At 41.3% G+C, this 23500-nt stretch carries 19 protein-coding genes and 1 pseudogene; 19 read left to right on the top strand and 1 reads right to left on the bottom strand.

Features of this window, described 5'->3' with window-relative positions; all coding sequences use genetic code 11:
• Positions 1–15: 15 nt before the first annotated feature.
• The 8 genes from rpoC to DWY07_RS04370 all read left to right on the top strand — a co-directional run bounded on the left by rpoC (position 16) and on the right by DWY07_RS04370 (position 10734).
• A complete protein-coding gene (gene rpoC / locus DWY07_RS04405) occupies positions 16–3774 on the top strand; it encodes a DNA-directed RNA polymerase subunit beta' (protein WP_117822284.1) in 3759 nt (1252 codons plus the stop codon).
• A gap of 111 nt (positions 3775–3885) precedes the next feature.
• Positions 3886–4308 carry a 30S ribosomal protein S12 gene (rpsL, locus tag DWY07_RS04400; RefSeq protein ID WP_044945751.1) on the top strand — a complete coding sequence of 141 codons (423 nt, stop codon included), beginning with the start codon at positions 3886–3888 and terminating at the stop codon, positions 4306–4308.
• Between the two features lie 189 nt (positions 4309–4497).
• Positions 4498–4968, top strand: coding sequence for a 30S ribosomal protein S7 (gene rpsG / locus DWY07_RS04395; RefSeq protein ID WP_044945754.1), 471 nt, complete (start codon positions 4498–4500; stop codon positions 4966–4968).
• 39 nt (positions 4969–5007) lie between these two features.
• Positions 5008–7125, top strand: coding sequence for an elongation factor G (fusA, locus tag DWY07_RS04390; RefSeq protein WP_084770701.1), 2118 nt, complete (start codon positions 5008–5010; stop codon positions 7123–7125).
• A gap of 209 nt (positions 7126–7334) precedes the next feature.
• The gene (gene tuf / locus DWY07_RS04385) at positions 7335–8522 is read left to right on the top strand and encodes an elongation factor Tu (RefSeq protein ID WP_008402040.1); all 1188 of its coding nucleotides are present in this window, start codon (positions 7335–7337) and stop codon (positions 8520–8522) included.
• A gap of 378 nt (positions 8523–8900) precedes the next feature.
• A complete protein-coding gene (locus DWY07_RS04380) occupies positions 8901–9224 on the top strand; it encodes a helix-turn-helix transcriptional regulator (protein ID WP_117822283.1) in 324 nt (107 codons plus the stop codon).
• 42 nt (positions 9225–9266) lie between these two features.
• The gene (locus DWY07_RS04375) at positions 9267–10088 is read left to right on the top strand and encodes an ImmA/IrrE family metallo-endopeptidase (RefSeq protein ID WP_117822282.1); all 822 of its coding nucleotides are present in this window, start codon (positions 9267–9269) and stop codon (positions 10086–10088) included.
• Positions 10075–10734, top strand: coding sequence for a hypothetical protein (locus DWY07_RS04370; protein WP_117822281.1), 660 nt, complete (start codon positions 10075–10077; stop codon positions 10732–10734). The genes DWY07_RS04375 and DWY07_RS04370 overlap by 14 nt, the downstream gene beginning before the upstream one ends.
• A gap of 77 nt (positions 10735–10811) precedes the next feature.
• Here the strand turns inward: DWY07_RS04370 and DWY07_RS04365 are convergent, their stop codons facing one another.
• Complete coding sequence (locus DWY07_RS04365) at positions 10812–11294, bottom strand: helix-turn-helix transcriptional regulator (RefSeq protein ID WP_117822280.1); 483 nt, start codon at positions 11292–11294, stop codon at positions 10812–10814.
• A 314-nt stretch (positions 11295–11608) separates the two neighbouring features.
• Here DWY07_RS04365 and DWY07_RS04360 point away from each other — a divergent pair, with 314 nt between their 5' ends.
• The 11 genes and pseudogenes from DWY07_RS04360 to DWY07_RS04310 all read left to right on the top strand — a co-directional run bounded on the left by DWY07_RS04360 (position 11609) and on the right by DWY07_RS04310 (position 23480).
• The gene (locus DWY07_RS04360) at positions 11609–13408 is read left to right on the top strand and encodes a helicase-related protein (RefSeq protein WP_347465172.1); all 1800 of its coding nucleotides are present in this window, start codon (positions 11609–11611) and stop codon (positions 13406–13408) included.
• Positions 13409–13484: 76 nt separating this feature from the next.
• On the top strand, positions 13485–16241 hold the full coding sequence (locus DWY07_RS04355; protein ID WP_015514513.1) for a YodL domain-containing protein: 2757 nt from the start codon (positions 13485–13487) through the stop codon (positions 16239–16241).
• A gap of 299 nt (positions 16242–16540) precedes the next feature.
• Positions 16541–16747, top strand: coding sequence for a hypothetical protein (locus DWY07_RS04350; protein WP_012744284.1), 207 nt, complete (start codon positions 16541–16543; stop codon positions 16745–16747).
• A pseudogene (locus tag DWY07_RS04345) lies at positions 16740–17915 on the top strand (CHAP domain-containing protein); the annotation flags it as partial. The gene DWY07_RS04350 and the pseudogene DWY07_RS04345, both read left to right, overlap by 8 nt.
• Positions 17916–18073: 158 nt before the next feature.
• Positions 18074–18286: a helix-turn-helix transcriptional regulator gene (locus DWY07_RS04340; protein ID WP_008703822.1), complete on the top strand. Its 213-nt coding sequence runs from the start codon at positions 18074–18076 to the stop codon at positions 18284–18286.
• A gap of 5 nt (positions 18287–18291) precedes the next feature.
• A complete protein-coding gene (gene vanR / locus DWY07_RS04335) occupies positions 18292–18993 on the top strand; it encodes a VanR-ABDEGLN family response regulator transcription factor (protein ID WP_004853366.1) in 702 nt (233 codons plus the stop codon).
• Complete coding sequence (locus DWY07_RS04330; RefSeq protein WP_008703821.1) at positions 18980–20065, top strand: HAMP domain-containing sensor histidine kinase; 1086 nt, start codon at positions 18980–18982, stop codon at positions 20063–20065. The genes vanR and DWY07_RS04330 overlap by 14 nt, the downstream gene beginning before the upstream one ends.
• Positions 20066–20202: 137 nt before the next feature.
• On the top strand, positions 20203–21057 hold the full coding sequence (locus DWY07_RS04325; RefSeq protein WP_226841040.1) for a hypothetical protein: 855 nt from the start codon (positions 20203–20205) through the stop codon (positions 21055–21057).
• A 4-nt stretch (positions 21058–21061) separates the two neighbouring features.
• Positions 21062–21775 carry an ABC transporter ATP-binding protein gene (locus DWY07_RS04320; RefSeq protein ID WP_004853372.1) on the top strand — a complete coding sequence of 238 codons (714 nt, stop codon included), beginning with the start codon at positions 21062–21064 and terminating at the stop codon, positions 21773–21775.
• Positions 21765–22949: an ABC transporter permease gene (locus tag DWY07_RS04315; protein WP_117456454.1), complete on the top strand. Its 1185-nt coding sequence runs from the start codon at positions 21765–21767 to the stop codon at positions 22947–22949. Before DWY07_RS04320 ends, DWY07_RS04315 begins: the two co-directional genes overlap by 11 nt.
• A gap of 27 nt (positions 22950–22976) precedes the next feature.
• Positions 22977–23480 (top strand): hypothetical protein, encoded by a 504-nt coding sequence (locus DWY07_RS04310; RefSeq protein WP_015514509.1) that lies wholly within the window; start codon positions 22977–22979, stop codon positions 23478–23480.
• The last annotated feature ends 20 nt before the right edge of the window (positions 23481–23500 follow it).

Here is a 23500-nt window from a genome sequence, read left to right as displayed (position 1 = left end):
AGGAGATTTTGTAAGATGCCAGAATTTAACATGGAAACTCCAGAACAGGAACAGGCTTTAAGCTTTGACGCAATTAGAATCGGACTTGCATCTCCTGAAAAAATCAGAGAATGGTCACATGGTGAGGTTAAGAAACCTGAGACTATCAACTACAGAACATTAAAACCGGAAAAAGACGGTTTGTTCTGCGAGAGAATATTTGGACCTAGCAAGGACTGGGAATGTCATTGCGGTAAATATAAGAAGATCAGATATAAAGGTATTATCTGTGATCGATGCGGTGTAGAGGTTACAAAGGCCAGCGTTCGTAGAGAGCGTATGGGTCATATCGAGCTTGCAGCACCGGTATCCCATATCTGGTATTTCAAAGGTATTCCTAGCCGTATGGGACTGATCCTTGATATTTCTCCAAGAGTACTTGAAAAGGTATTATACTTTGCATCTTATATCGTTCTTGATCCAAAGGACACACCGCTTACTTATAAGCAAGTTCTGACAGAGCAGGAATACAGAAAGGCTGAAGAGGACTTCGGATACGGCTCCTTCCGTGCAGGAATGGGTGCTGAGTCCATTCAGGAGCTCTTAAGAGCAATCGATCTGGATAAAGAAAGCGAAGAATTAAAGGCTGAGCTTAAGAATTCAAGCGGACAGAAGAGAGCCAGAATCATCAAGAGACTGGAAGTTGTTGAAGCATTCCGTAATTCTGAGAATAAGCCGGAGTGGATGATCATGGATGTTATTCCGGTTATCCCACCGGATATCAGACCTATGGTTCAGTTGGATGGCGGCAGATTTGCTACATCTGACCTGAATGACTTATATAGAAGAATTATCAACAGAAATAACCGTTTAAGAAGACTTCTTGATCTGAACGCTCCTGACATCATTGTCAGAAACGAGAAGAGAATGCTTCAGGAAGCTGTTGATGCGTTAATTGATAATGGTAGAAGAGGCCGTCCTGTAACAGGCCCGGGTAACAGAGCATTAAAGTCTCTGTCCGATATGTTAAAGGGTAAGCAGGGACGTTTCCGTCAGAACCTTCTTGGTAAGCGTGTTGACTATTCAGGACGTTCCGTTATCGTAGTAGGACCGGAACTTAAGATTTATCAGTGTGGTCTTCCAAAGGAAATGGCTATCGAATTATTCAAGCCATTTGTTATGAAAGAACTGACAGCCAGCGGCAGAGCGAATAACATTAAAGCTGCTAAGAAGATGGTAGAAAAGCTTGAGCCGGAAGTTTGGGATGTACTGGAAGATGTAATCAAAGAGCATCCGGTTATGTTAAACCGTGCTCCTACACTTCACAGACTGGGTATCCAGGCATTTGAGCCTATCCTTGTAGAAGGTAAGGCAATCAAGCTTCATCCACTGGTATGTACAGCGTTCAACGCCGATTTCGATGGTGACCAGATGGCTGTTCACCTTCCGCTTACAGTTGAGGCACAGGCAGAATGTAGATTCCTGCTCCTGTCCCCTAATAACCTTCTGAAGCCTTCAGATGGTGCTCCGGTTGCCGTTCCTTCACAGGATATGGTTCTTGGTATCTACTATCTGACAATGGAGAAGGATGGCGATATCGGAGAAGGCAAGTTCTTCAAGTCAAAGAACGAAGCACTGCTTGCATATGAGAACAAGGAGATCACTCTCCATTCTAAGATAAAAGTAAGAAGAACTGTTACGACAGAAGACGGAACAGAGGTTACAGGTATCATCGATACTACACTCGGTCGTTTGCTGTTCAACGAGATCATTCCTCAGGATCTTGGATATGTTGACAGAACAAATCCTGACAATATCCTGAAACTTGAGATTGATTTCCATGTTGGTAAGAAACAGTTAAAGCCGATCCTTGACAAATGTATCAATACACATGGCGCAACCAAGACTGCAGAAGTTCTGGATGACGTAAAGGCAATCGGTTACAAGTATTCAACCAGAGGTGCTATTTCAGTATCTATTTCAGATATGAAGGTGCCGGACGAGAAGAAGCAGATCCTTGCAGATGCTCAGACTCAGGTTGACAAGATCACAAAGATGTTCAGACGTGGTCTTATGACAGAGGAGGAGAGATACCTCGCTGTTGTTAAGGTTTGGGAAGAAGCCGATAAGGTTCTGACAAAAGCCCTTCTGGACGGACTTGATAAATATAACAACATCTTCATGATGGCAGATTCCGGTGCCCGTGGATCTAACCAGCAGATCAAACAGCTGGCTGGTATGCGTGGTCTGATGGCAGATACAACCGGTCGTACGATCGAACTTCCGATTAAGTCAAACTTCCGTGAAGGTCTTGACGTTCTGGAGTATTTCATTTCAGCGCATGGTGCTCGTAAGGGTCTGTCCGATACAGCGCTTCGTACAGCCGATTCAGGATACCTGACCAGACGTCTGGTTGACGTATCACAGGATCTGATCATTCGCGAGACAGATTGTTGTGCAGGAAAAGCAATTCCTGGTATGGAAGTAGAAGCATTCATGGAAGGCAAAGAAGTAATCGAATCCTTCCAGGAGAGAATTACAGGTCGTTACCTTGCAGAATCTGTATACGATAAAGATGGTAACCTTTTAGTTAAGGCAAACCACATGGTATCACCAAAGAGAGCTGCTCTGATCGTAAATCAGGGTGTAGATTCAAACGGTGTTCCGTTCCTTGATCCGGATACAGGTGTTACAAGACAGGATGCAAAGATTAAGATCAGAACGATCCTGACATGTAAGTCACACCTTGGTGTATGTGCAAAATGTTATGGTGCCAACATGGCAACCGGACAGCCGGTACAGGTTGGTGAAGCTGCCGGAATCATCGCAGCTCAGTCAATCGGTGAGCCTGGTACACAGCTTACCATGAGAACGTTCCATACTGGTGGTGTTGCCGGTGATGATATTACACAGGGTCTTCCTAGAGTAGAAGAGTTGTTCGAAGCAAGAAAGCCAAAGGGACTTGCGATCATCGCAGAGTTTGGCGGTAAGGTTCAGCTTCGTGATAATAAGAAGAAGAGAGAAGTTGTTATCACAAATGACGAGACAGGCGAATCAAAGGCATACTTGATTCCTTATGGTTCCCGTATCAAGGTTCTGGACGATCAGGTTCTGGAAGCCGGTGATGAATTAACAGAAGGTTCTGTTAATCCGCATGATATCTTAAAGATCAAAGGTATCCGTGCAGTTCAGGATTACATGCTTCGTGAAGTACAGCGAGTATACAGACTTCAGGGTGTTGATATCAATGATAAGCATATCGAGATCATTGTTCGTCAGATGTTAAAGAAGATCAGGATCGAGGATAACGGAGATTCATCCTACCTTCCGGGAACACTGGTTGACGTTCTTGATTTTGAAGATACAAATGAGCAGCTCATCGCAGAAGGCAAACAGCCGGCAGAAGGCTCACAGGTAATGCTTGGTATTACAAAGGCATCACTTGCTACAGATTCCTTCATGTCAGCAGCGTCCTTCCAGGAGACAACAAAGGTTCTTACAGATGCAGCTATTAAGAGTAAGGTAGATCCGCTTAATGGTCTGAAAGAGAACGTTATTATCGGTAAGCTGATCCCAGCAGGTACAGGTATGAAGCGTTATCGTTCTGTAAAGCTTGATACAGAGATGGATGAGATCAACTTCTTTGATGATGATGACGAGATCGACTTCGGAGATGATCTGGAAAGCACAGAGTTAGAAGATGCAGTTGATACCGATGCAGATGCAGAGGATGAGGCGGAAGAAAATGCTTCAGACTTGGAATCTGTAGAGGCAGAGACATCTGATAACGAATAAATAAATTTGAAAAGTGCTTGACACGAATAATTTCAATATATATAATGGTAAGGCATGCGTGAGAACGTATGCCTTATATTATTTTTTATTTTGAAAGTAGGAGGTGAAAACATGCCAACATTTAACCAGTTAGTTAGAAAGGGAAGACAGACAGTAGAGAAGAAGTCAACTGCACCAGCTCTTCAGAGAAGTTTCAACTCATTAAAGAAGAAGCCAACTGAGACAAGCTCTCCACAGAAGAGAGGAGTTTGTACAGCAGTTAAGACAGCTACTCCTAAGAAGCCTAACTCAGCTCTGAGAAAGATCGCCAGAGTTCGTTTATCAAACGGTATCGAAGTTACAAGTTATATTCCAGGTGAAGGTCACAACCTTCAGGAGCATAGCGTAGTTCTTATCCGTGGTGGTAGAGTAAAGGACTTACCTGGTACAAGATACCATATCATCAGAGGTACTCTTGATACAGCAGGTGTTGCAAAGAGACGTCAGGCTCGTTCTAAGTACGGTGCTAAGCGTCCAAAAGATGCTAAGAAGTAATTAAAACCGTATTATTGGAAACATTCCAAAAAAATGTGCTGGTTAGGCCATGTTTTTGCTATGAGATAAGGTGTTGATGCATAAAAATGCAGAAAACATCAGATAGATAGAAGAGATGGAAATAACAGCACGAACACATTTTATAATGTGAGTACCGAAGAATTAATAAATATTAAGGAGGGAAGAACCGTGCCACGTAAAGGACATATCGCAAAGAGAGACGTATTAGCGGATCCAATTTACAATAACAAGGTGGTTACCAAGCTTATCAACAACGTAATGTTAGATGGTAAGAAGGGTGTTGCTCAGAAGATTGTTTACGGTGCATTCGACCGTATCGCAACTGAAACTGGTAAGGACGCTATCGAGGTATTTGAAGAGGCTATGAACAACATCATGCCATTACTCGAGGTTAAGGCAAGACGTATCGGTGGTGCAACATATCAGGTACCTATCGATGTAAGACCAGATAGAAGACAGGCTCTTGGACTTCGTTGGTTAACAACATTTTCACGTGCCAGAAGTGAAAAGACCATGGAAGAAAGACTTGCAAGAGAGATCATGGATGCAGCTAATAACACAGGTGCATCTGTAAAGAGAAAAGAAGATATGCACAAGATGGCAGAAGCAAACAAGGCATTTGCTCACTACAGATTCTAATCTGTGCCGTCTACAGAATAATAAAAGGAGGACAATCCGTTGGCTGGAAGAGAATATCCATTGGACAGAACAAGAAACATTGGTATTATGGCTCATATCGATGCTGGTAAGACAACTCTTACAGAGAGAATCTTATACTATACCGGTGTTAACTATAAAATCGGTGATACTCATGATGGTACAGCTACTATGGACTGGATGGAGCAGGAGCAGGAAAGAGGTATTACAATCACTTCCGCTGCTACAACCTGTCACTGGACATTAGAGGATCATCACAAACCAAAGGCTGGTGCTTTAGAGCACAGAATCAACATCATTGATACTCCAGGTCACGTAGACTTTACTGTAGAAGTAGAGCGTTCACTTCGTGTACTTGATGGCGCCGTTGGTGTATTCGATGCAAAGGCTGGTGTAGAGCCTCAGTCAGAAAACGTATGGCGTCAGGCTGACACATACAACGTTCCACGTATGGCATTCATCAACAAGATGGATAAAATGGGTGCTGACTTTTTCTACTCAGTTCAGACAATTATTGATCGTCTGGGCAAGAATGCAATTCCAGTTCAGATTCCTATCGGTAAAGAATCCGATTTCATCGGTCTGATCGACTTATTTGAGATGGATGCATACTATTATAAAGATGATAAGGGTGAAGACATCGAGATCACAACGATCCCTGATGACTTAAAAGAGCTTGCTGACAAATGGCATGAGAACCTTGTAGAGAAGATCTGCGAGTTAGATGATGACTTAATGATGATGTACCTTGAGGGTGAAGAGCCTTCAATCGACGAAATGAAGAAAGTTCTTCGTAGAGCAACTATTGCTTGTGAAGCAGTTCCGGTATTCCTTGGTTCCGCATACAAGAATAAGGGTGTTCAGAAGATGCTTGATGGTGTTATTGAATATATGCCAGCTCCTACAGATATCCCTGATATCACAGGTGTAGATCCTGAAGGAAATGATGTAGTTCGTCATTCATCAGATGAAGAACCATTTGCTGCATTGGCATTCAAGATCATGACAGACCCATTCGTTGGTAAGTTAGCATTCTTCAGAGTATATTCAGGTACATTGAACTCAGGTTCATATGTATTAAATGCAACAAAAGACAAGAAAGAGCGTGTAGGACGTATCGTACAGATGCATGCAAATGCTCGTAAGGAAATTGATAAGGTTTACGCTGGTGATATCGCAGCTGCTGTTGGTTTCAAAGTAACAACAACTGGTGATACAATCTGTGATGAGCAGCATCCGGTTATCCTTGAGTCAATGGAATTCCCAGAGCCAGTTATCGAGCTTGCTATCGAGCCTAAGACAAAGAATGATCAGGGTAAGATGGGCGAGGCTCTTGCAAAGCTTGCTGAAGAAGATCCTACATTCAGAGCACATACAGATAAAGAAACAGGACAGACAATCATCGCCGGTATGGGTGAGCTTCACCTTGAGGTTATTGTTGACCGTCTGCTTCGTGAGTTCAAGGTTGAGGCTAACGTAGGTGCACCTCAGGTTGCTTACAAAGAGACATTTACCAAGGCTGTTGACGTTGATAGCAAATATGCTAAGCAGTCAGGTGGTCGTGGTCAGTATGGTCACTGTAAAGTTAAGTTCGAGCCAATGGATCCAAACGGCGAAGAGACATTCAAGTTCGAATCCACAGTTGTTGGTGGTGCTATTCCTAAGGAATATATCCCAGCAGTCGGTGAAGGTATCGAAGAAGCTGCTAAGGCTGGTATTCTTGGTGGATACCCAGTACTTGGTGTTCATGCAAATGTATACGATGGTTCATACCATGAAGTCGATTCATCAGAAATGGCATTCCACATCGCTGGTTCTATGGCTTTCAAGGATGCTATGGCTAAGGCAAACCCAGTTCTTCTGGAGCCTATCATGAAGGTTGAAGTTACAATGCCTGAGGAATACTTAGGTGATGTAATCGGAAGCTTAAATGCTAAGAGAGGCCAGATCGAAGGTATGGATGATATCGGCGGTGGTAAGATCGTCAGAGCATTCGTTCCACTTGCAGAGATGTTCGGTTACTCAACAGAGCTTCGTTCATCTACACAGGGACGTGGTAACTATTCAATGTTCTTTGAGAGATACGCTCAGTGTCCAAAGAGTGTTCAGGAGAAGGTTATCGCTGAAAAGTCAAAATAATAGTTTGACAACTCAGAAAGGCATTTTGCCGTGCCTTTCGACTTAAAAGAGTAAAATAAATCATATCAGCAGGTAAAAAGGTTGAAAATCCTTGTGCCTGCTGGTATAAAGAGATAAAAAAAGGTTGAAAATCTTTTATATATTCTATATAATGAGTTTTAGCCAAGCATAGCCCTTAGGGGTACGAAATTTAAGGAGGATATTAAAAAATGGCAAAGGAAAAGTTTAATAGAAGTAAGCCACATTGTAACATTGGTACAATCGGTCACGTTGACCATGGTAAAACAACATTAACAGCAGCTATCACAAAAGTTCTTTCAGAGAGAGTAGCTGGTAACGCAGCTGTTGATTTCGCTAACATTGATAAGGCTCCAGAAGAGAGAGAAAGAGGTATCACTATCTCTACAGCTCACGTTGAGTACGAGACAGAGAAGAGACATTATGCTCACGTTGACTGTCCAGGACATGCTGACTACGTTAAGAACATGATCACTGGTGCAGCTCAGATGGATGGTGCTATCCTTGTTGTTGCTGCTACTGATGGTGTTATGGCTCAGACAAAGGAGCATATCTTACTTTCACGTCAGGTTGGTGTACCTTACATCGTTGTATTCTTAAATAAGTGCGATATGGTTGATGATGACGAGCTTATCGAACTTGTAGAGATGGAAGTTACAGAACAGCTTGAAGAGTACGGATTCAATGATTGTCCAATCGTTAAGGGTTCAGCTCTTAAGGCTCTTGAAGATCCAATGGGACCTTGGGGAGATAAGATCATGGAACTTATGGATACAATAGATTCATACATTCCAGATCCTCAGAGAGATACAGATAAGCCATTCATCATGCCTGTAGAGGACGTATTCACAATCACAGGTCGTGGTACAGTTGCTACCGGTAGAGTAGAAGCTGGTGTTATCCACTTAAATGATGAAGTTGAAATCGTTGGTATTAAGCCAGAAATCCAGAAGACAACTGTAACAGGTATTGAGATGTTCAGAAAGCTCCTTGATGAAGGACAGGCTGGTGATAACATCGGTGCTCTTCTTCGTGGTATCAAGAGAGAAGATATCGTAAGAGGTCAGGTTCTTTGTAAGCCAGGTTCAATCACATGTCATACAAAGTTCACAGCTCAGGTTTACGTTCTTACTAAGGACGAGGGTGGTCGTCATACACCATTCTTCAACAACTACCGTCCACAGTTCTACTTCAGAACAACTGACGTAACAGGTGTTTGTAACCTTCCAGCAGGTACAGAGATGTGCATGCCTGGTGATAACGTAGAAATGACAATCGAACTGATTCACCCAATCGCTATGAGCCAGGGTCTTACTTTCGCTATCCGTGAAGGTGGACGTACTGTAGGATCAGGCCGTGTTGCTACAATCATTGAGTAATCTTTGATAGTGTATCAAAAAAGCTAGATTTTTTGGGGCTTTCCTAAGAATAGGGAAGCCCTTTTTGTAACATGAGATAAGTAAAAAGAATAGTAAAAGATAGGGTTAGCGGTGCAAAAACGGTGCCAAGACAGAATAAAACAGTGGAAATACTGATAGATTTGAATATAATAATTGAGATGAAAAGATACATGAAAGTTTAAAAATGTGTTATAATATAAATAGATATGACGATATAAATAATGAGGTGACATAGGTGTCAAAAATCAATATAGAAGTGTTAAAAGTGATTGACTCATCAATGTCTAAGTGTTATAATTCCAATGTTGTATATAAAATTAACACATATATAATGAGAAAAATAAAGGAGGATGTAATATGGCTAACGTAGGAAGAAAGCTTGGCGTTAACATCAGAACGTGTATGCAGGAAGCTAACATTAGTCTTGATAGCTTTGCCAAGCATCTAGGGTATTCAATTAAAGATGTGTGGAATGTTATCGAAGGAAAGGTTATAATTCCTCCAGTTGAATTAGATAAGATTGCAGGCCTTTTAAAAACAACAAAGAATGAATTGATTAATCGCAAATCGGACACATTGGTACCTGATTTGCAGTATATGAAAGAGTTTAGCAATCCAGACAATTTGGATAAAATATTGAATTTGATGGATGAATATGTGGAACTTAGAGAAGTCATGTAAAAAGAAAAGCTGTACGAAAGTACAGCTTTTTTGAGGTGATAAATGGATTGGGAAAAGATAGTTGAGCAAATACCAACAGTAATAGAGAAAGTAAGAACAGATTATGTTCTGAATAACATGATAATTAAGGATGATATATTTGGAATTCTGGAAAAGCATTGTACAGTTGTATATTATCCTATAGAGAATGAAATTAATTGTGGTTTTCACACAAAGCGTTTTGTTAAAAATAAGTTAGAAGACTTTGTGTATATCAATACTGCAAAGACTATTGCAGAGCAAGTTTTTGCGGCAGCCCATGAGTTGGGACATGTATGGGGTGTTGCCACTCAAGTGTGGGAATTGGCTGGAGAACATGGTGTATTAGAAAATACGATAGAAGAGCGAATAATTAATAGATTCGCAGCAGAATTATTAATGCCCACAAAAGAATTTAGGAAAACTTTTTGGGCGCATATGGAAAAATTGAATCTTGACGCTAATAAGCTAAGACTCGTCGATTTGGTTCGCGTAATGGTGTTACAGATGAATGATTATATGGTTCCATATGAATCCGTAAGAAGGAGAGCTGTTGAAACAAAGATTATTACTCAGAAGCTCGGAGAAACTCTTTTGGAGAATGAAAAAGATATATTGCCTTTGATTAATGTCTTTTCAAAAGACCAAAATACAATGTTAGATAGAGTGACTGCAAAGAAAACAATTCCTGGTTTAAGAAACATGTTAGAAACGGTTGAAAGGAGCGGAGAATTGAGTATTTATACTATCAATAGGATAAAGAGAGACTTTGATATTGATGATATAAATGGAGCCGATGATATTGTGGAAATTTCTATAGAAGGAGGTAAGCATGGAGAAAACTGAGGTCATTGTAGACACCTGTTTTCTTCAAAAATTATCTTCAGAAGGTAAAGTAATAGACAATATTAAAAGGGTATTGGCTGAGTTAGAGTACATTCCAGTTGTACACCCATATATTTATGAGCATGAATTATCTTTACATTCATACTTTGTGCGCTTAGTTGAGGATGGGTACATAAAGGTAATGGGGTATGATGAATTCCAGAAAGATGCGATAGATAAGCAGACTTATGAAGCCTATTATGATGTACTGTATGAAGAGATGAGACTGACTTTGGAAGCAATGAATAGTCCAAAGCAAGTAGAGAAATTGTGTTTACAAAAAGGACAGACAATATATAATACGCATAAGCAGGGGAGTAGTATGGGTGACGTTCATATGATTCTGATGGCATCCTATTTGCAAATGCCTATTTTGTTAACTGAAGACTCGGATATTGAGATGTTGCGTGACATAGCTAAACGGCGAATGCGATTAGGAGAATATTCATTGCAAATACTTAATGGTGTTCAGCTTATAGAGGAGATTGCTAAAAAGCAAGATTCATCAATAACAGTTAAGGAGATAGAAGCAATTTTAAAAGCCATGCGAGAACGAAATGCTGTTTCTGGTATAAAAGCAGTATGGCGAGAGAATCATCCTGTGTAAAGGGCAGTATTAGAAAATAAATATAATATTTACGTAAATAGCTCCAGTGAACGTATATATTCACTAGAGCTATTTTTTTACCATCCCTTAATCTGTTTTATCTGTTCTGCCCGTTCGGGATCTCTATGATACTGTAGTTTAAATTGTATCGTTTCTACAACTTCTTTCCGTGCTTCATCATCCAATTGATAAAAAGATGTGAGTAAATTATCCACATCCGGCATACTGTTTTTTCCGAAAAGGTACATAAGCGGATACATGGAATTCTTTAAATATGTTTTTACTCGATTTCCGTCAAGAGCACCATTCAATCCATTTGGTAATGTAGGGTAGATTTCTTCTTCTGTAATGGCTCCGGAGAAAGGACTGGCAGAGCATATATCATTCACATCAATTTCTAATTCATTTGCCAACCGAAGTGCAAAATCAAATCTAATATTAGAATCCTTTTGAATAATAGAATAGAGTGTTGTGGCGCTGATTCCGGTTGCTTTTGCAATTTGGCGGACATTCGTGCCTTTACTATCAAGTATTTCTTTCAATTTCTTTCCATCGCCCATAAATGACCTCCTATATTCATACAAAGAAAAATTACGAAAAACATAAGCACAGTATTTATAATAGCATATTTACAAAATGCATAAAAGAGAAAAATACAAAAAATTGTAATTACGAAAAACGTAAAGATGAATTTACGAAGTGTTGACATATGAGATATATGGTGTTAATATAAATGTACGAAAATCGTACAAGATATAGATGCAAGAATTGTAACAAAATTAGAAATGAAGAAGGGAGGACGAATATATGGCGAATTATCAATATATGATGAGTGCGGAAGATATTGCAAAATAGTATGACGGAATTATATGTTATGCAGCGATATCTGCAGAACAGTAAATTACAAAATATGGGACTTGGACTGTTTGATTCCTGGGCTTCCACTTTTGGAGAAGTTGTCACGAGCATCGAACTTGCTCCCGAAGGAACAGGATATCGTGCAAAGTCCAGATTTGCACGGTTTTATAATATCCCGGAACTGATGAATATGTTCAAGGAGATTGCAGATATCAAGACTTCCGATCAGTTAAAGCTTCCTGTGCCGGAAGCAGAATATGAAACAGTGGTGCTGAAACCAACGGAACAGCAGAAAGAAATCGTAGAAAGCCTTGGAGAACGTGCGGAAGTTGTCAGAAATGGCGGAGTAGATGCCGCGGTTGATAATATGCTGAAAATCACCAATGATGGAAGAAAGTTAGCATTGGATCAGCGTTTAGTGAACGAATTATTGCCAGACAATCCGGAAAGCAAGATATCAGTCTGTGCAGAGAAAAGCTATGAAATCTGGAAAGACACAGCAGCACAGAAATCAGCACAATTGATTTTCTGTGATTTGAGTACACCGAAAGGCGATGGCAGTTTTAATGTCTACGACGACCTGAAACGGAAACTGATGGAAAAAGGAGTGCCGGAAAAAGAGATTGCTTTTATTCATGATGCAAATACAGAAGCAAAGAAGACGGAGCTGTTTGGAAAAGTGAAATCCGGACAGGTTCGTTTTTTGATTGGTTCTACAGCAAAGATGGGTGCAGGAACCAATGTGCAGGATCGTCTGATTGCGTTGCATCATCTGGATATTGGCTGGAAACCATCTGACTTGGAACAGAGGGAAGGACGTATTATCCGTCAGGGAAACCATAATAAAAAGGTTCATATCTTCCGGTATGTAACTGAATCCACATTTGACAGCTACATGTGGCAGTTGATTGAGAACAAGCAGAAATTCATTTCTCAGATTATGACCAGCAAAGCACCTGTGCGAAGCTGTGAAGATGTAGACGAAGCGGCACTTTCCTATGCAGAGGTCAAAGCTCTTGCAACCGGAAATCCGGCAGTAAAAGAGAAGATGGCATTGGATGTTGATGTGGCAAAATTAAAACTTTTAAAAGCCAACCACATGAATAACCAGTATCGACTGGAAGATGATATTGCAAGGAATTTTCCACAACAGATTGCAAAACTGACAGAGATCATTGACAGCTACAAGGCAGACATCGCTCATTTTTCTGAGTACAAAATCACAGATCCAGAGCAGTTTTCTATGGAAATCAGTGGCAAAGTGTTCACAGAAAAGAAAGAGGCAGGAGCGGCTCTTCTGGCGGTCTGCAAAGAAATTAAGTCTGTGGATGCAGCTATGGATATTGGAAGCTATCAGGGATTTAACATGAGAATCCAATTCGACAGTTGGAGCAAAGAGTTTATCCTGTCTGTAAAGCATGAATCGGTAGCTAAAGTTCGATTGGGAGCCGATGCTCTAGGAAATATCACTCGTATCAATAATCTTTTAGAAAGTTATCCGGAGAAACTGGCAGAAGCAGAACAACGGCTGGAAACGGTACAGGAGCAGATGACAAACGCCAAAGAGGAAGTCGGGAAGCCATTTCCAAAAGAAGAGGAACTGAACCAAAAACTGGAGCGACTGTCAGAGTTAAATGCACTTCTCAATATGGATGAACGGGAAGATACAGAAACAGAGCAGTCGGAATCAAAAGAGAAAGAAGAAAGACCGGCACGAGGTTCTATCCATGAGAAACTGCAGATTTATAAGGAAAAGAGTCAGCGGGAAAGTGAAACTGGCAAGGAAACCAGAAAACGGGACTTCGGTCTGGAATAAAGAGGAAAGATGGCATAATTTGGTAGAAGAAGGTTCTGTCGGTTATGCCATTTTTTAGAACACAGGAGGAATTTATATGGCAAGAAACAGGATAACGGGTAGAGAAACACAGAAAATGCAGGAATACACGCAGGGACAGATCAGTCAGGCAGAGCGTAGAGGCATAGAATTTCCAACAGATGTAAAAGAACAGCTTTTTGAATATGCGAATCTGATCGGTGAGGAAGAGAAAGTTAGGACTCTGGTAAGAAATCTAGCAGATGCAGTGATCCAGGCAGATGAAGAAGGGGTAGAGGATCTACTGGATGATGCAAGAATGGATATTCAGGATCTACCAGATCCAACCATAGGTAAGCTGGAATTACGTGATTATGGATATACAGCAGAAGACATGGTGCCGCTTAGAAAAGAAGCAGCTTTGGATTATCACAGAATGGGTTCTAAGATTTATTGCCTGGGCAGCGATGGCAGCAAGGGAGAGTATGCAAGTAAAGAAATGATACAGGCGCATGAAGGTCTGTTTGGCATGGAATCGCAGATGTGGGAACGGATAGAGGAGAATGACCTGGATTATGCCGATGAAGATTTTGGAGCATTTCAGGAGCCTATGAGTGTCATTGAGCAGGAAGAAGCACTGAAATTATACGATGCCGGAGCAGATATCTATCTGATCACTAATTTTTCATCACCAATGTATGTCACGGAACGCATGGAAATTGAACGAGGACCGGAGCATTATCAGATGTCTATGACAGAACTGGAGCGTTTCCGTAACCTGGAATGGGAAATGCAGAAATATCCGCAGATTCAGTCTTTGAAAGAGGCAAACCTGTTGTTAGGAACAAGGCGAACCTTTGGTATTTATCAGATCAAGGACGATTCACCGGGCGAAAACTATGCATTTATGAATATGCGCTTTATTGAAAGTCATGGTATGCAGATAAAAAAAGAAGATTATAAGCTGGTCTATGTTGGGGAATTATCGGGAAATATGTCACTGGATGATATTTTTGAAAGGTTCAACATTGATAGACCGGAAGATTTCCGTGGGCATTCCCTGTCTGTCAGTGATATCATAGTTCTGAATGACGGGGAAAAAGTAACCGCTCATTTTGTAGACAGTATCAGTTTTGAACAGCTGGATTCTTTCCTGAATCTGGAAGAACAGGTTCTTAGTGAACTGGCATATGAGGTAGGAGAACGTTACTTTGCTATTCAGAGAACAGAAGAAGGATATGATTATTCGTTTTACGATGAAGATTTTCGTCTGATGGATGGTGGCGTCTATGAAAATGATCAAATTTCTATTGAAGAAGCGGCAGAGGAACTTCTGGAAGACGAAGGCTGGACTGGAGAACGCATCCGTGGAGATTATGATCAGTTGATGGAAAAAGTAGAAGAAATGGATGAAGTTGTAATGGCAGAGATTCAGAAAAGCCAGGGCGAATATAAGCCTTTGGCAAAGGTGGAGGAACTGGAAGAGGCGAATTATAACATGATTGATAACGTCCTTAATAATATGCCACCGAAGAAAGAGCCTTATCTGGAATATTTCGCCACAGAATGTGATGAGTTCCATGATATGGGAGCTTATGAAAAAAGTACCGATGTTAATCAGATTGCTGCGGTCTATGAAAAATATAGGGAGAATCCTAAAACTGCGTATCTGGGATGCTCAATGGGAATTATTTATCGTGATCCGGAAGACAGTTACTATGATGAAGCCGAATTTGCGATCGTTAAAGGGAATACCGTATTCGGAGATCTGATGGATGATGTTCGATTTTATGGAGAACTTGCACTGGTACGGGAAGGGATCGAGAAAATTCATGAAGCATTGCCGGACTACAAGTATGTACCGATGAGGGATGTTCGAGAAGCAATGTATCCTGAGAAAATGACCACAGAACAGCTGGCAGAGGCACTGGATGAGATTGCAGAAGCTTTTGATCCGTATGAGTATCGAGATAATGTGGAGAGGGGAGAAAATACGGTGCAGGAAGTAATGCTGGATTTGAGAAGTGGAAATATTCATTCCTATATTTCATATCTGAAGGATATTGTAGACGAAGAATGCGATCTGTCTGTTCGTGCAGGAGTATTGATTGAAAGACTGAAAGCCTATGAACCTGAACTTCCAAAGGATATGGAACCAATGGTGTATGTAAACTATTGTGAAGAAAGTGATCTCATGAATCCAAGATGTCAGAAGCTGTCTGAGCTGGATGCAAAAACAGCAGAAATGGATAAAGAATGGTATGCAAAACGTGATCCGAAGACAGAGGAACCTACAAAAATTGCAAAGATATATGTGACTGTATATTATGCGGAAAAAGGTGAACAGATGCTGCATCATTTTAAGAAGTCAATGGATATTGGAAATGGACATGGCGGTATTGTGAGTCAGTTGAAGTATGATAATGAAATGAAGCTTACAGATGAGTATTGGATCAATTACCAGAAAGGCAAAGGAAGTGAAGAGTTCCAAAAGTATATGGAAGATCTGACAGACATGCAGAATCATGTGCTTCCGTATCTGCAGAGTTTTTGCAATCTGGAGGAAAAAGGTGTGAAGGAGAGACGAGAACAGCAGATAGCAGAAAGATATGAAGGAAGAGCAGATGAGAGGGTAACAAGTACCGAAGCGAATGAAGTTGTTAAGGATGTAGGAAAAACAGATAGAAAACCGGCACAGCAGAAGCAGGCGGTAGATGGAAAAGATAAGAAATTATCCATTCATGAACGGCTTGAGATCAATAAGAGGATTATTCAAGAAAAGCAGGGAAAAGATAAAACGGAGAGAGGAGTTGATTTGGGTGTAAGGACAGTGTAGAATAAGCAGAACGAGTCGGAGGTCATGGATGATAACGTGGCTTCCGGCTTTATTGCGTATTGTCGGAAGAATTATAAATGGTATAATGAATGTAAATGCGATAAAAGAATGTCGCCTGTTATGCGACTTCCAAATGAGAAAAGTGTGTTATTCTGAGATCAAACAAGAGGCTAATAGAGTCAGGAGGATGACATTATGAGTAAAAAAGGATATAGCAGACCAGGATTCTTTGGATCCATAAACCATTATGATGCAAACGGAAAAAAGTAGGCGAGAGCAGACCAGGATTCTTTGGTGGTATGAACGACTATGATGCAAATGGAAAGAAAATCGGACATAGTTCGCCTTCCTTTTTTGGTGGTATGAATCATTATGACAATAACGGGCATAAAGTAGGTGAGAGTCGACCAGGATTCTTTGGCGGTTTAAACCATTATGATGACAAGGGGCATAAGCGGGGGCATAGCAATCCAGGATTTTTAGGTGGATTCAATCATTACGGTTAAAACTGCACAGAGAGCAGCACAAGCGGCAAGGGCTGCGGCAAAAGCCGCCGTGGTTACGGTAAAGGCGATTGCCAAAGCGACCGCACTTGCCATTAAAGCGATTATTGCCGGAACGAAAGCCTTGATTGCCGCTATCGCCGCAGGCGGCTGGGTGGCGGTTTTGGTTATTATCGTGATTTGCCTGATTGGTATGATCCTCGGCTCAGTATTTGGCATTTTCTTCTCAGACGAAGATTCCGGCACTGGAATGAGTATGCAGACCGTTGTGCAGGAAATCAATACCGAATACGATACCAAGCTGCAAGAGGAAAAGAACTCGGTATCCTATGATGTTCTTGAAATGAGTGGCAGCAGAGCCGTTTGGAAAGAGGTGCTTGCCGTTTACTCTGTAAAAACGAATACGGATCAAGATAACCCCCAAGAGGTTGCCACAATGGACGATGGCAAAAAGCAACTCTTAAAAGACATCTTTTGGGAGATGAATCAAATATCTTCCCGAACAGAGAGCAAGACCGAAACAGTTATTACCGAAACCGATGACGGACACGGTAATATCGTGGAAACTGAAAGCACGGTCACACAAACCTATCTGTATATTACCGTCAGCCACAAGACTGCCGAGGAAATGGCGGCGCAATATGGTTTTAACGAAGAACAGAAAGGCTACCTCGCTGAACTGCTTGCAGATGAAAACAATTACCTTTGGTCACAGGTGCTTTACGGCATTACAGGCGGCGACGGACAGATCGTGACCGTTGCACTCTCTCTGGTTGGCAATGTGGGCGGTCAGCCGTATTGGTCGTGGTACGGTTTTAACTCCCGTGTAGAATGGTGTGCTTGCTTTGTATCTTGGTGTGCCAACGAGTGCGGCTATATCGACGCTGGAGTTATCCCAAAATATGCAGGCTGTGTCAACGGAGTACAATGGTTTAAGGATCGTGGACAATGGCTGGATGGCAGCGCCGAGCCTGCCCCCGGAATGATTATTTTCTTCGATTGGGCAGACGAAAGTGGTCAGGATGGATTATCCGACCATACGGGTATTGTTCAAAAGGTCGAAAACGGCAAGGTTTATACGGTCGAGGGCAACTCCGGCGACAGTTGCCGAGTCAATGAGTATTCTATCGGTTATTACGAGATTCTTGGCTACGGCGCACCTGCCTATTAAAATACACAAGCCGCCTGCATTTTGCAGGCGGTTGGATTACATATCAGAAAGATATTGTGCCGGTTTGAAAACTAAAAGTCTCAAAATACAGACTTAATAATTGCGATTTCACTCTCAAAGTGCTATAATACAAACTATATTTGGGTGGAGGTGCGGAAATGAAAGTACGGTACAACAAACTTTGGAAACTTCTGATTGACAAGGGAATGAAAAAGAGTCAATTACGAGAAGCGGTCGGGGCAAGCAAAAGTACATTTGCGAAACTCGGAAAAAATGAAAATGTTACCCTTCCCGTGCTGTTGAATATATGCGAATACTTAGAGTGTGATTTTGGCGACATAATGGAAGCCGTACCCGAAAATGAGGTGTAGGATCAATGAACAAGAAGATTTTAATTGTGGATGACGAAAAAGAAATCGTTGATCTGCTTGAAGTGTATTTGAGTAACGATGGTTATTCAGTATATAAATGTTATAATGGGTTAGAGGCGATGAAATGTATCAAACAGTCGCAGATTGATTTAGCGATACTTGATATTATGCTGCCGGATATTGATGGTTTTCGACTTTGCCAAAAAATTCGGGAAAAGTTTTACTTCCCTATTATTATGCTTACCGCCAAAATTGAGGATAGCGACAAGATTATGGGGCTTACGATTGGTGCGGATGATTATATAACGAAACCGTTTAATCCTTTAGAGGTTGTGGCAAGAGTAAAGACGCAATTAAGGCGTTATCAGAGCTATAACAGTCCTAATTTGAGCCAATCCGAAGAAAAAGACGAGTATGACATCAGAGGTCTACTGATAAACAGAGTCAGCCACAAGTGCTACTTGTATGGCAAAGAAATAGCCTTGACTCCGTTGGAGTTTTCTATTCTGTGGTATCTGTGCGAACATCAGGGTAAAGTTGTCGCCTCGGAGGAATTATTTGAAGCCGTGTGGAAAGAAAAGTATCTTCGCAACAGTAACAATACGGTAATGGCGCACATTGGGCGGCTTCGGGAAAAATTGAATGAACCTTCAAAAAATCCGAAGTTCATTAAAACTGTTTGGGGGGTAGGGTATGAAATTGAATAAAAAAGAAAAAAACTATCTGCTCTCTACCTTGTTCAAAGGGTATGTAATTCAATGTGCGATTTGCTCTGTGCTTATTTTTGGCGGTACTTTTCTTTTAGGAATTATGGCAGAGGAAATTCTCCGCAAGTATGTTTTGTATTATTACTTGTATTACAGAACAGTATATCTTTATATAGTGGCTGTAATCGTGTGGGGTGGCTGTATTATATACATGACATACCTACTTTTGAAAAAAGTAGTCGCCTATGTGTACGAGGTACAGGCTGCGACAGGAAAAATGTTCGATCAGAATGTCAGTTACATTGAAATGTCCCCGGAGTTGAGTGAAATCGCCGCTAACATCAATCAGTTAAAACAAGAGGCTGAAAGTAATGCAAGGCTTGCAAAAGAAAATGAGCAGCGAAAAAATGACCTGATTATGTATCTTGCACACGATTTGAAAACACCGCTTTCTTCTGTAATCGGGTATCTTACTTTACTGCGTGATGAGTCGCAAATCTCAAAGGAACTTCGAGAAAAGTACCTTTCAATCACTCTTGGTAAGGCAGAACGGTTAGAGGATCTGATTAACGAGTTTTTCGAGATAACACGATTCAATATATACGATATTACATTACAATACACGAAAATCAATTTAACTCGCCTGCTGGAGCAACTTGTATATGAATTTAAGCCTATGCTCAAATCAAAGAATTTGCAATGTAATCTTTGTGTTGATGATGATATAATGCTTCGATGTGACGCAGACAAAATTCAGCGTGTTTTTGATAACCTTTTGAGAAATGCGGTTATCTACAGTTTTGAAAATACGGATATCACGATCAGCGCACAATGTCAGGAAGATACGGTCAGCATTATTTTTTGTAACCACGGCGATACTCTGCCGGAAGAAAAGTTAAACAGGATTTTCGAGCAGTTTTATCGGCTTGACGCAGCGAGAAGTACAAGCAGTGGAGGAGCTGGATTAGGTTTGGCGATTGCAAAGCAGATTGTTGAACTACACAATGGTACAATCGTTGCAGAGAGCCAAGAGGATCAAAACAAGTTTTCAATTACTTTGCCGTTGGCGTAGGAAAATTGTAAGAATTTGCATAGAAAAAAAGAGGAATATCTTACGAGCAATCAAGAAAATACGGGCTTCTGTTTTGGTACAATAAAAGTATCAAGATAGAGGCTCGTATTTTTTGTGATACAGCATAAGGAGGAATGATGAAGTTGCTAAGAAAACAAATGCTGCTATGTTCTATTTTGTTTCTTGTATTTACGCTATCTGCCTGCTCTGCAATTGGGCAGACAGACGAAAACAATCTTACAGATAGCGCAACATCCGCAGAAAAAACGGTATCAGTTGTACGAGGGACAATTACTCCAACCGTTTCAACGCAAACGACTATTGTTCCGGCAGTACCGTTTATTATTTTCTCACCCGAAAATGGCATATTTAATACAGCGGTAGAATTAGAAGAAAAAATCACTGCCGGGCAAATTATTGGAACTGTGAACGGCAAAGAATTGAAATCTCCGGTGGATGGTACAATTACCTCTATTGCCCCATCCAATGAAAGCGTACCGAGTAATTATCCCGTAGCGATAGTGCATTATACAGGATTTGCCCTCAATGTAGAGGCAGATAATTTTTTGAGTACCTTACCGGAGTATGCAGAGTTGAAAGCAAAATTTCAAGTATATGATGGTGTAGGACCAACCGATATGATTGCCGTGGTGTCGCCTGCCGCAGATGAAAATGCGTTTACGGGAATCGTGCCGCAAGAGGGCATTCTGCAATGCTTGATCAGTCAAACAGTCGATGTGAAATCGGGGCAAAGTGCAACGGTAGTCATAACGGCGACAACGAGAAATGATGTCCTTATATTGCCGCTGTCGGTAATAGCGGGTAGACAAGGGACGGGATTGGTTACTGTAATTACTCCGAATGGAGAAAGAGTGGAAACAAAAGTGACATTGGGTGTGACAGACGGAGCCAATATAGAAATACTGTCCGGCTTAGAGGAGGGCGATGTAGTTTCTGCTACTCCGCCAAACCTTGATCCGAGGGGGATTTGATAAAATGAAAGGAATTTCCGAAAAGACTTTAATCAAAATAAAGGATTTGAAAGCAAGCGTCAAATTGAATAATGGCGATATGCTGACAACAGTAACCAACGCTAATATGGAATTGCAACGAGGGCGCAGTTATGCCATTGTCGGAAAGTCCGGCTCAGGCAAAACAAGCCTTATATCCATTATTGGCTTGTTAAATCGGGAATATGAGGGCGAGTACCTTTATGATGGTATATCTATTTCTGCTTTGAAAGACCGTGATCTGTCTATACTGCGAGCCAATAATATCGGATTTGTATTTCAGAACTACTCTCTGATTAAGCACTTGCGGGTATGGGAAAATATCGAATTACCCCTACTCTATGCCAAAAAGTCGTTTACCGCCAAACAGCGTCACGAGATAATTACAGGCTTGCTAAAAAGTGTCGGCTTAGAAAGCAAGGAAAATGATTACCCAATCAATTTGTCCGGCGGTGAACAACAAAGAGTTGCAATCGCAAGGGCGCTTGCAGTATCTCCGGAAGCCATTTTATGTGATGAGCCTACGGGAGCGTTGGATAAAAAGACGGGAACGCAGATTATGGAACTGTTGCACAGCGTCGTAAAAGAAAATGGAATTATGCTGCTGTTGGTTACGCACGATCCTGATATTGCAGATACCTGTGATACGATTTTTGAAATGGATGGAGGGAGGATAACTTGTGCTAAAAATGATACTTAAAGACCTTCGTCTGTCTCCACTTAGAAGTATTCTGACAAGTGTTTCAATGCTTGTAGGCATTATCGCAATGCTTGGATCGGTATTAGTTGGTACGCTTGGACGGGAGTATTTGATTTCCGTAAACGCACAGGTATATGGCTGGTCACCTACTTACTCATTCGTGATAACGGAATCCGATTTTCACGATAGAAATAAAATGGAACAATTATTCCAGAGATTTGAAGCCATTGATGATGTAGCCGCTGTTACTTTTTCTATGGGAGAAGATATTCGATTTGCACCAATGAAAGATTTAACGCCAATACCGCCGAATGATGTTTACCAAAACCTGATGGCTTTTGATTTAGTTTGCACCACGGAGGCATATAGTCAAGTCTATAATCTTCCAATGACATCCGGTAGATGGTTAGAGCCTTCGAGTGAGGGCGGATCGCTTGAAGTGGTCATAAACAAAGAAGCTAAAAACTATTTTAATGATTCGCCCTATGCTGCAGGAAATGTAAAAAGCACACTTTCGTTAACCCCATTCAATATTGTCGGAGTAGTAAACGATGGCAGGGATTTTCCGACTATCTATGCGGATTCTGCGGCGATCCTCAATTTCGCACCAGCAATGTGGCAAGTACAAAATGCAAATGTGTATTGGCATCCCACAACAGGACTGACAATCGAACAGATACATTCTGCCCTTGGCGACATTTTGACTGATACCATTGGCGGTTACTGGGAAAGTGCTGGGCGGAGTGATATTGGAGATACCTATGATTCGGTATTGTCCATACTGCAATTAGGGCTTTTGGTTACTTCGCTTTTGTTGCTGTTTGTTTCCGTATTAGGGCAGATCAATATCGGACTATCTTCATTGGAACAGCGCACACATGAGTTGCTGATCCGCAGAGCGATAGGTGCTTCACGAACAAATATTGTGGCATTGGTTTTAGGCTCACAGTTGATTTTATCAATATTCGTTTGCTTTGCAGCTATTTTGATTTCGCTGATTTTGGTGCATTGTATTGGAGCGTTGCTCCCTGTGGATTCCCCGGTGGGAACACCGAGTTATCCAATCAGCGTTGCTGTTGTTGCAGTTGCTGTGTCTGTGCTTACAGCATTATTGGGCGGATTATTACCAGCATTGAAAGCAGCAAAATTAGAGCCTGCATTGGCTCTTAGATAATAAAACTCAATTCAAGGAGGAAACAAAATGAAACGAACAATCTCAAAATCCGAAAGACCGTACAGACTGTTATTGTGTGTTATGATTTCTTTGCTGGTGATTATGCTGGCAGGCTGCTCCACTTCTTCGGACTCCGACACAAACACAAGAGGTTTCACGGACTTTGCTACCATTGAAGAAGAATACCTAACGACCATTGAGAGTTTGAATTGGCCGGAGGGCTTTACGCCGCCTGATGCTTTGGAAGGCGAAGATACGGGAGCGTCTTTTCAGATAGGATATGGCGATACAAGAGCATCTAACCTTTGGGAATATTCTTGGATGCAGGAATGGCTTGATACTTACAATACGGATTCGGAAAGGGCGGCAAAAGCCTTAGCTGAACTCGAAAAAGCCTTTGATATGCCTTATATGGGAACAGATCGCTGTGATGACGCCACACGCAAATATCTTCGTGATAATATTGATAAAGCTAAGTTGGGAGATCCGTCTGGATTTACAGAGTGTATTCAGGCAAATTATGCCGATTAAAAATGGCACATAGGAGTTTT

The organism is Clostridium sp. AF23-6LB (assembly GCF_003461085.1).
GTDB lineage: Bacteria > Bacillota > Clostridia > Lachnospirales > Lachnospiraceae > Coprococcus > Coprococcus ammoniilyticus.
The sequence above is the reverse complement of the archived record's forward strand: the minus strand, read 5'-3'. Positions and strand labels throughout refer to the sequence as shown.

Coding starts and splice junctions, on each gene's coding strand:
- DWY07_RS04350 (WP_012744284.1), top strand. CDS start 16,541: ATGAACGACTATGATGCAAATGGAAAGAAAATCGGACATAGTTCGCCT.
- DWY07_RS04325 (WP_226841040.1), top strand. CDS start 20,203: ATGAAGTTGCTAAGAAAACAAATGCTGCTATGTTCTATTTTGTTTCTT.
- DWY07_RS04330 (WP_008703821.1), top strand. CDS start 18,980: ATGAAATTGAATAAAAAAGAAAAAAACTATCTGCTCTCTACCTTGTTC.
- DWY07_RS04380 (WP_117822283.1), top strand. CDS start 8,901: ATGGCTAACGTAGGAAGAAAGCTTGGCGTTAACATCAGAACGTGTATG.
- tuf (WP_008402040.1), top strand. CDS start 7,335: ATGGCAAAGGAAAAGTTTAATAGAAGTAAGCCACATTGTAACATTGGT.
- DWY07_RS04315 (WP_117456454.1), top strand. CDS start 21,765: ATGATACTTAAAGACCTTCGTCTGTCTCCACTTAGAAGTATTCTGACA.
- rpsL (WP_044945751.1), top strand. CDS start 3,886: ATGCCAACATTTAACCAGTTAGTTAGAAAGGGAAGACAGACAGTAGAG.
- DWY07_RS04310 (WP_015514509.1), top strand. CDS start 22,977: ATGAAACGAACAATCTCAAAATCCGAAAGACCGTACAGACTGTTATTG.
- rpoC (WP_117822284.1), top strand. CDS start 16: ATGCCAGAATTTAACATGGAAACTCCAGAACAGGAACAGGCTTTAAGC.
- DWY07_RS04370 (WP_117822281.1), top strand. CDS start 10,075: ATGGAGAAAACTGAGGTCATTGTAGACACCTGTTTTCTTCAAAAATTA.
- DWY07_RS04360 (WP_347465172.1), top strand. CDS start 11,609: ATGCAGCGATATCTGCAGAACAGTAAATTACAAAATATGGGACTTGGA.
- DWY07_RS04365 (WP_117822280.1), bottom strand. CDS start 11,294: ATGGGCGATGGAAAGAAATTGAAAGAAATACTTGATAGTAAAGGCACG.
- DWY07_RS04320 (WP_004853372.1), top strand. CDS start 21,062: ATGAAAGGAATTTCCGAAAAGACTTTAATCAAAATAAAGGATTTGAAA.
- vanR (WP_004853366.1), top strand. CDS start 18,292: ATGAACAAGAAGATTTTAATTGTGGATGACGAAAAAGAAATCGTTGAT.
- DWY07_RS04355 (WP_015514513.1), top strand. CDS start 13,485: ATGGCAAGAAACAGGATAACGGGTAGAGAAACACAGAAAATGCAGGAA.
- DWY07_RS04340 (WP_008703822.1), top strand. CDS start 18,074: ATGAAAGTACGGTACAACAAACTTTGGAAACTTCTGATTGACAAGGGA.
- DWY07_RS04375 (WP_117822282.1), top strand. CDS start 9,267: ATGGATTGGGAAAAGATAGTTGAGCAAATACCAACAGTAATAGAGAAA.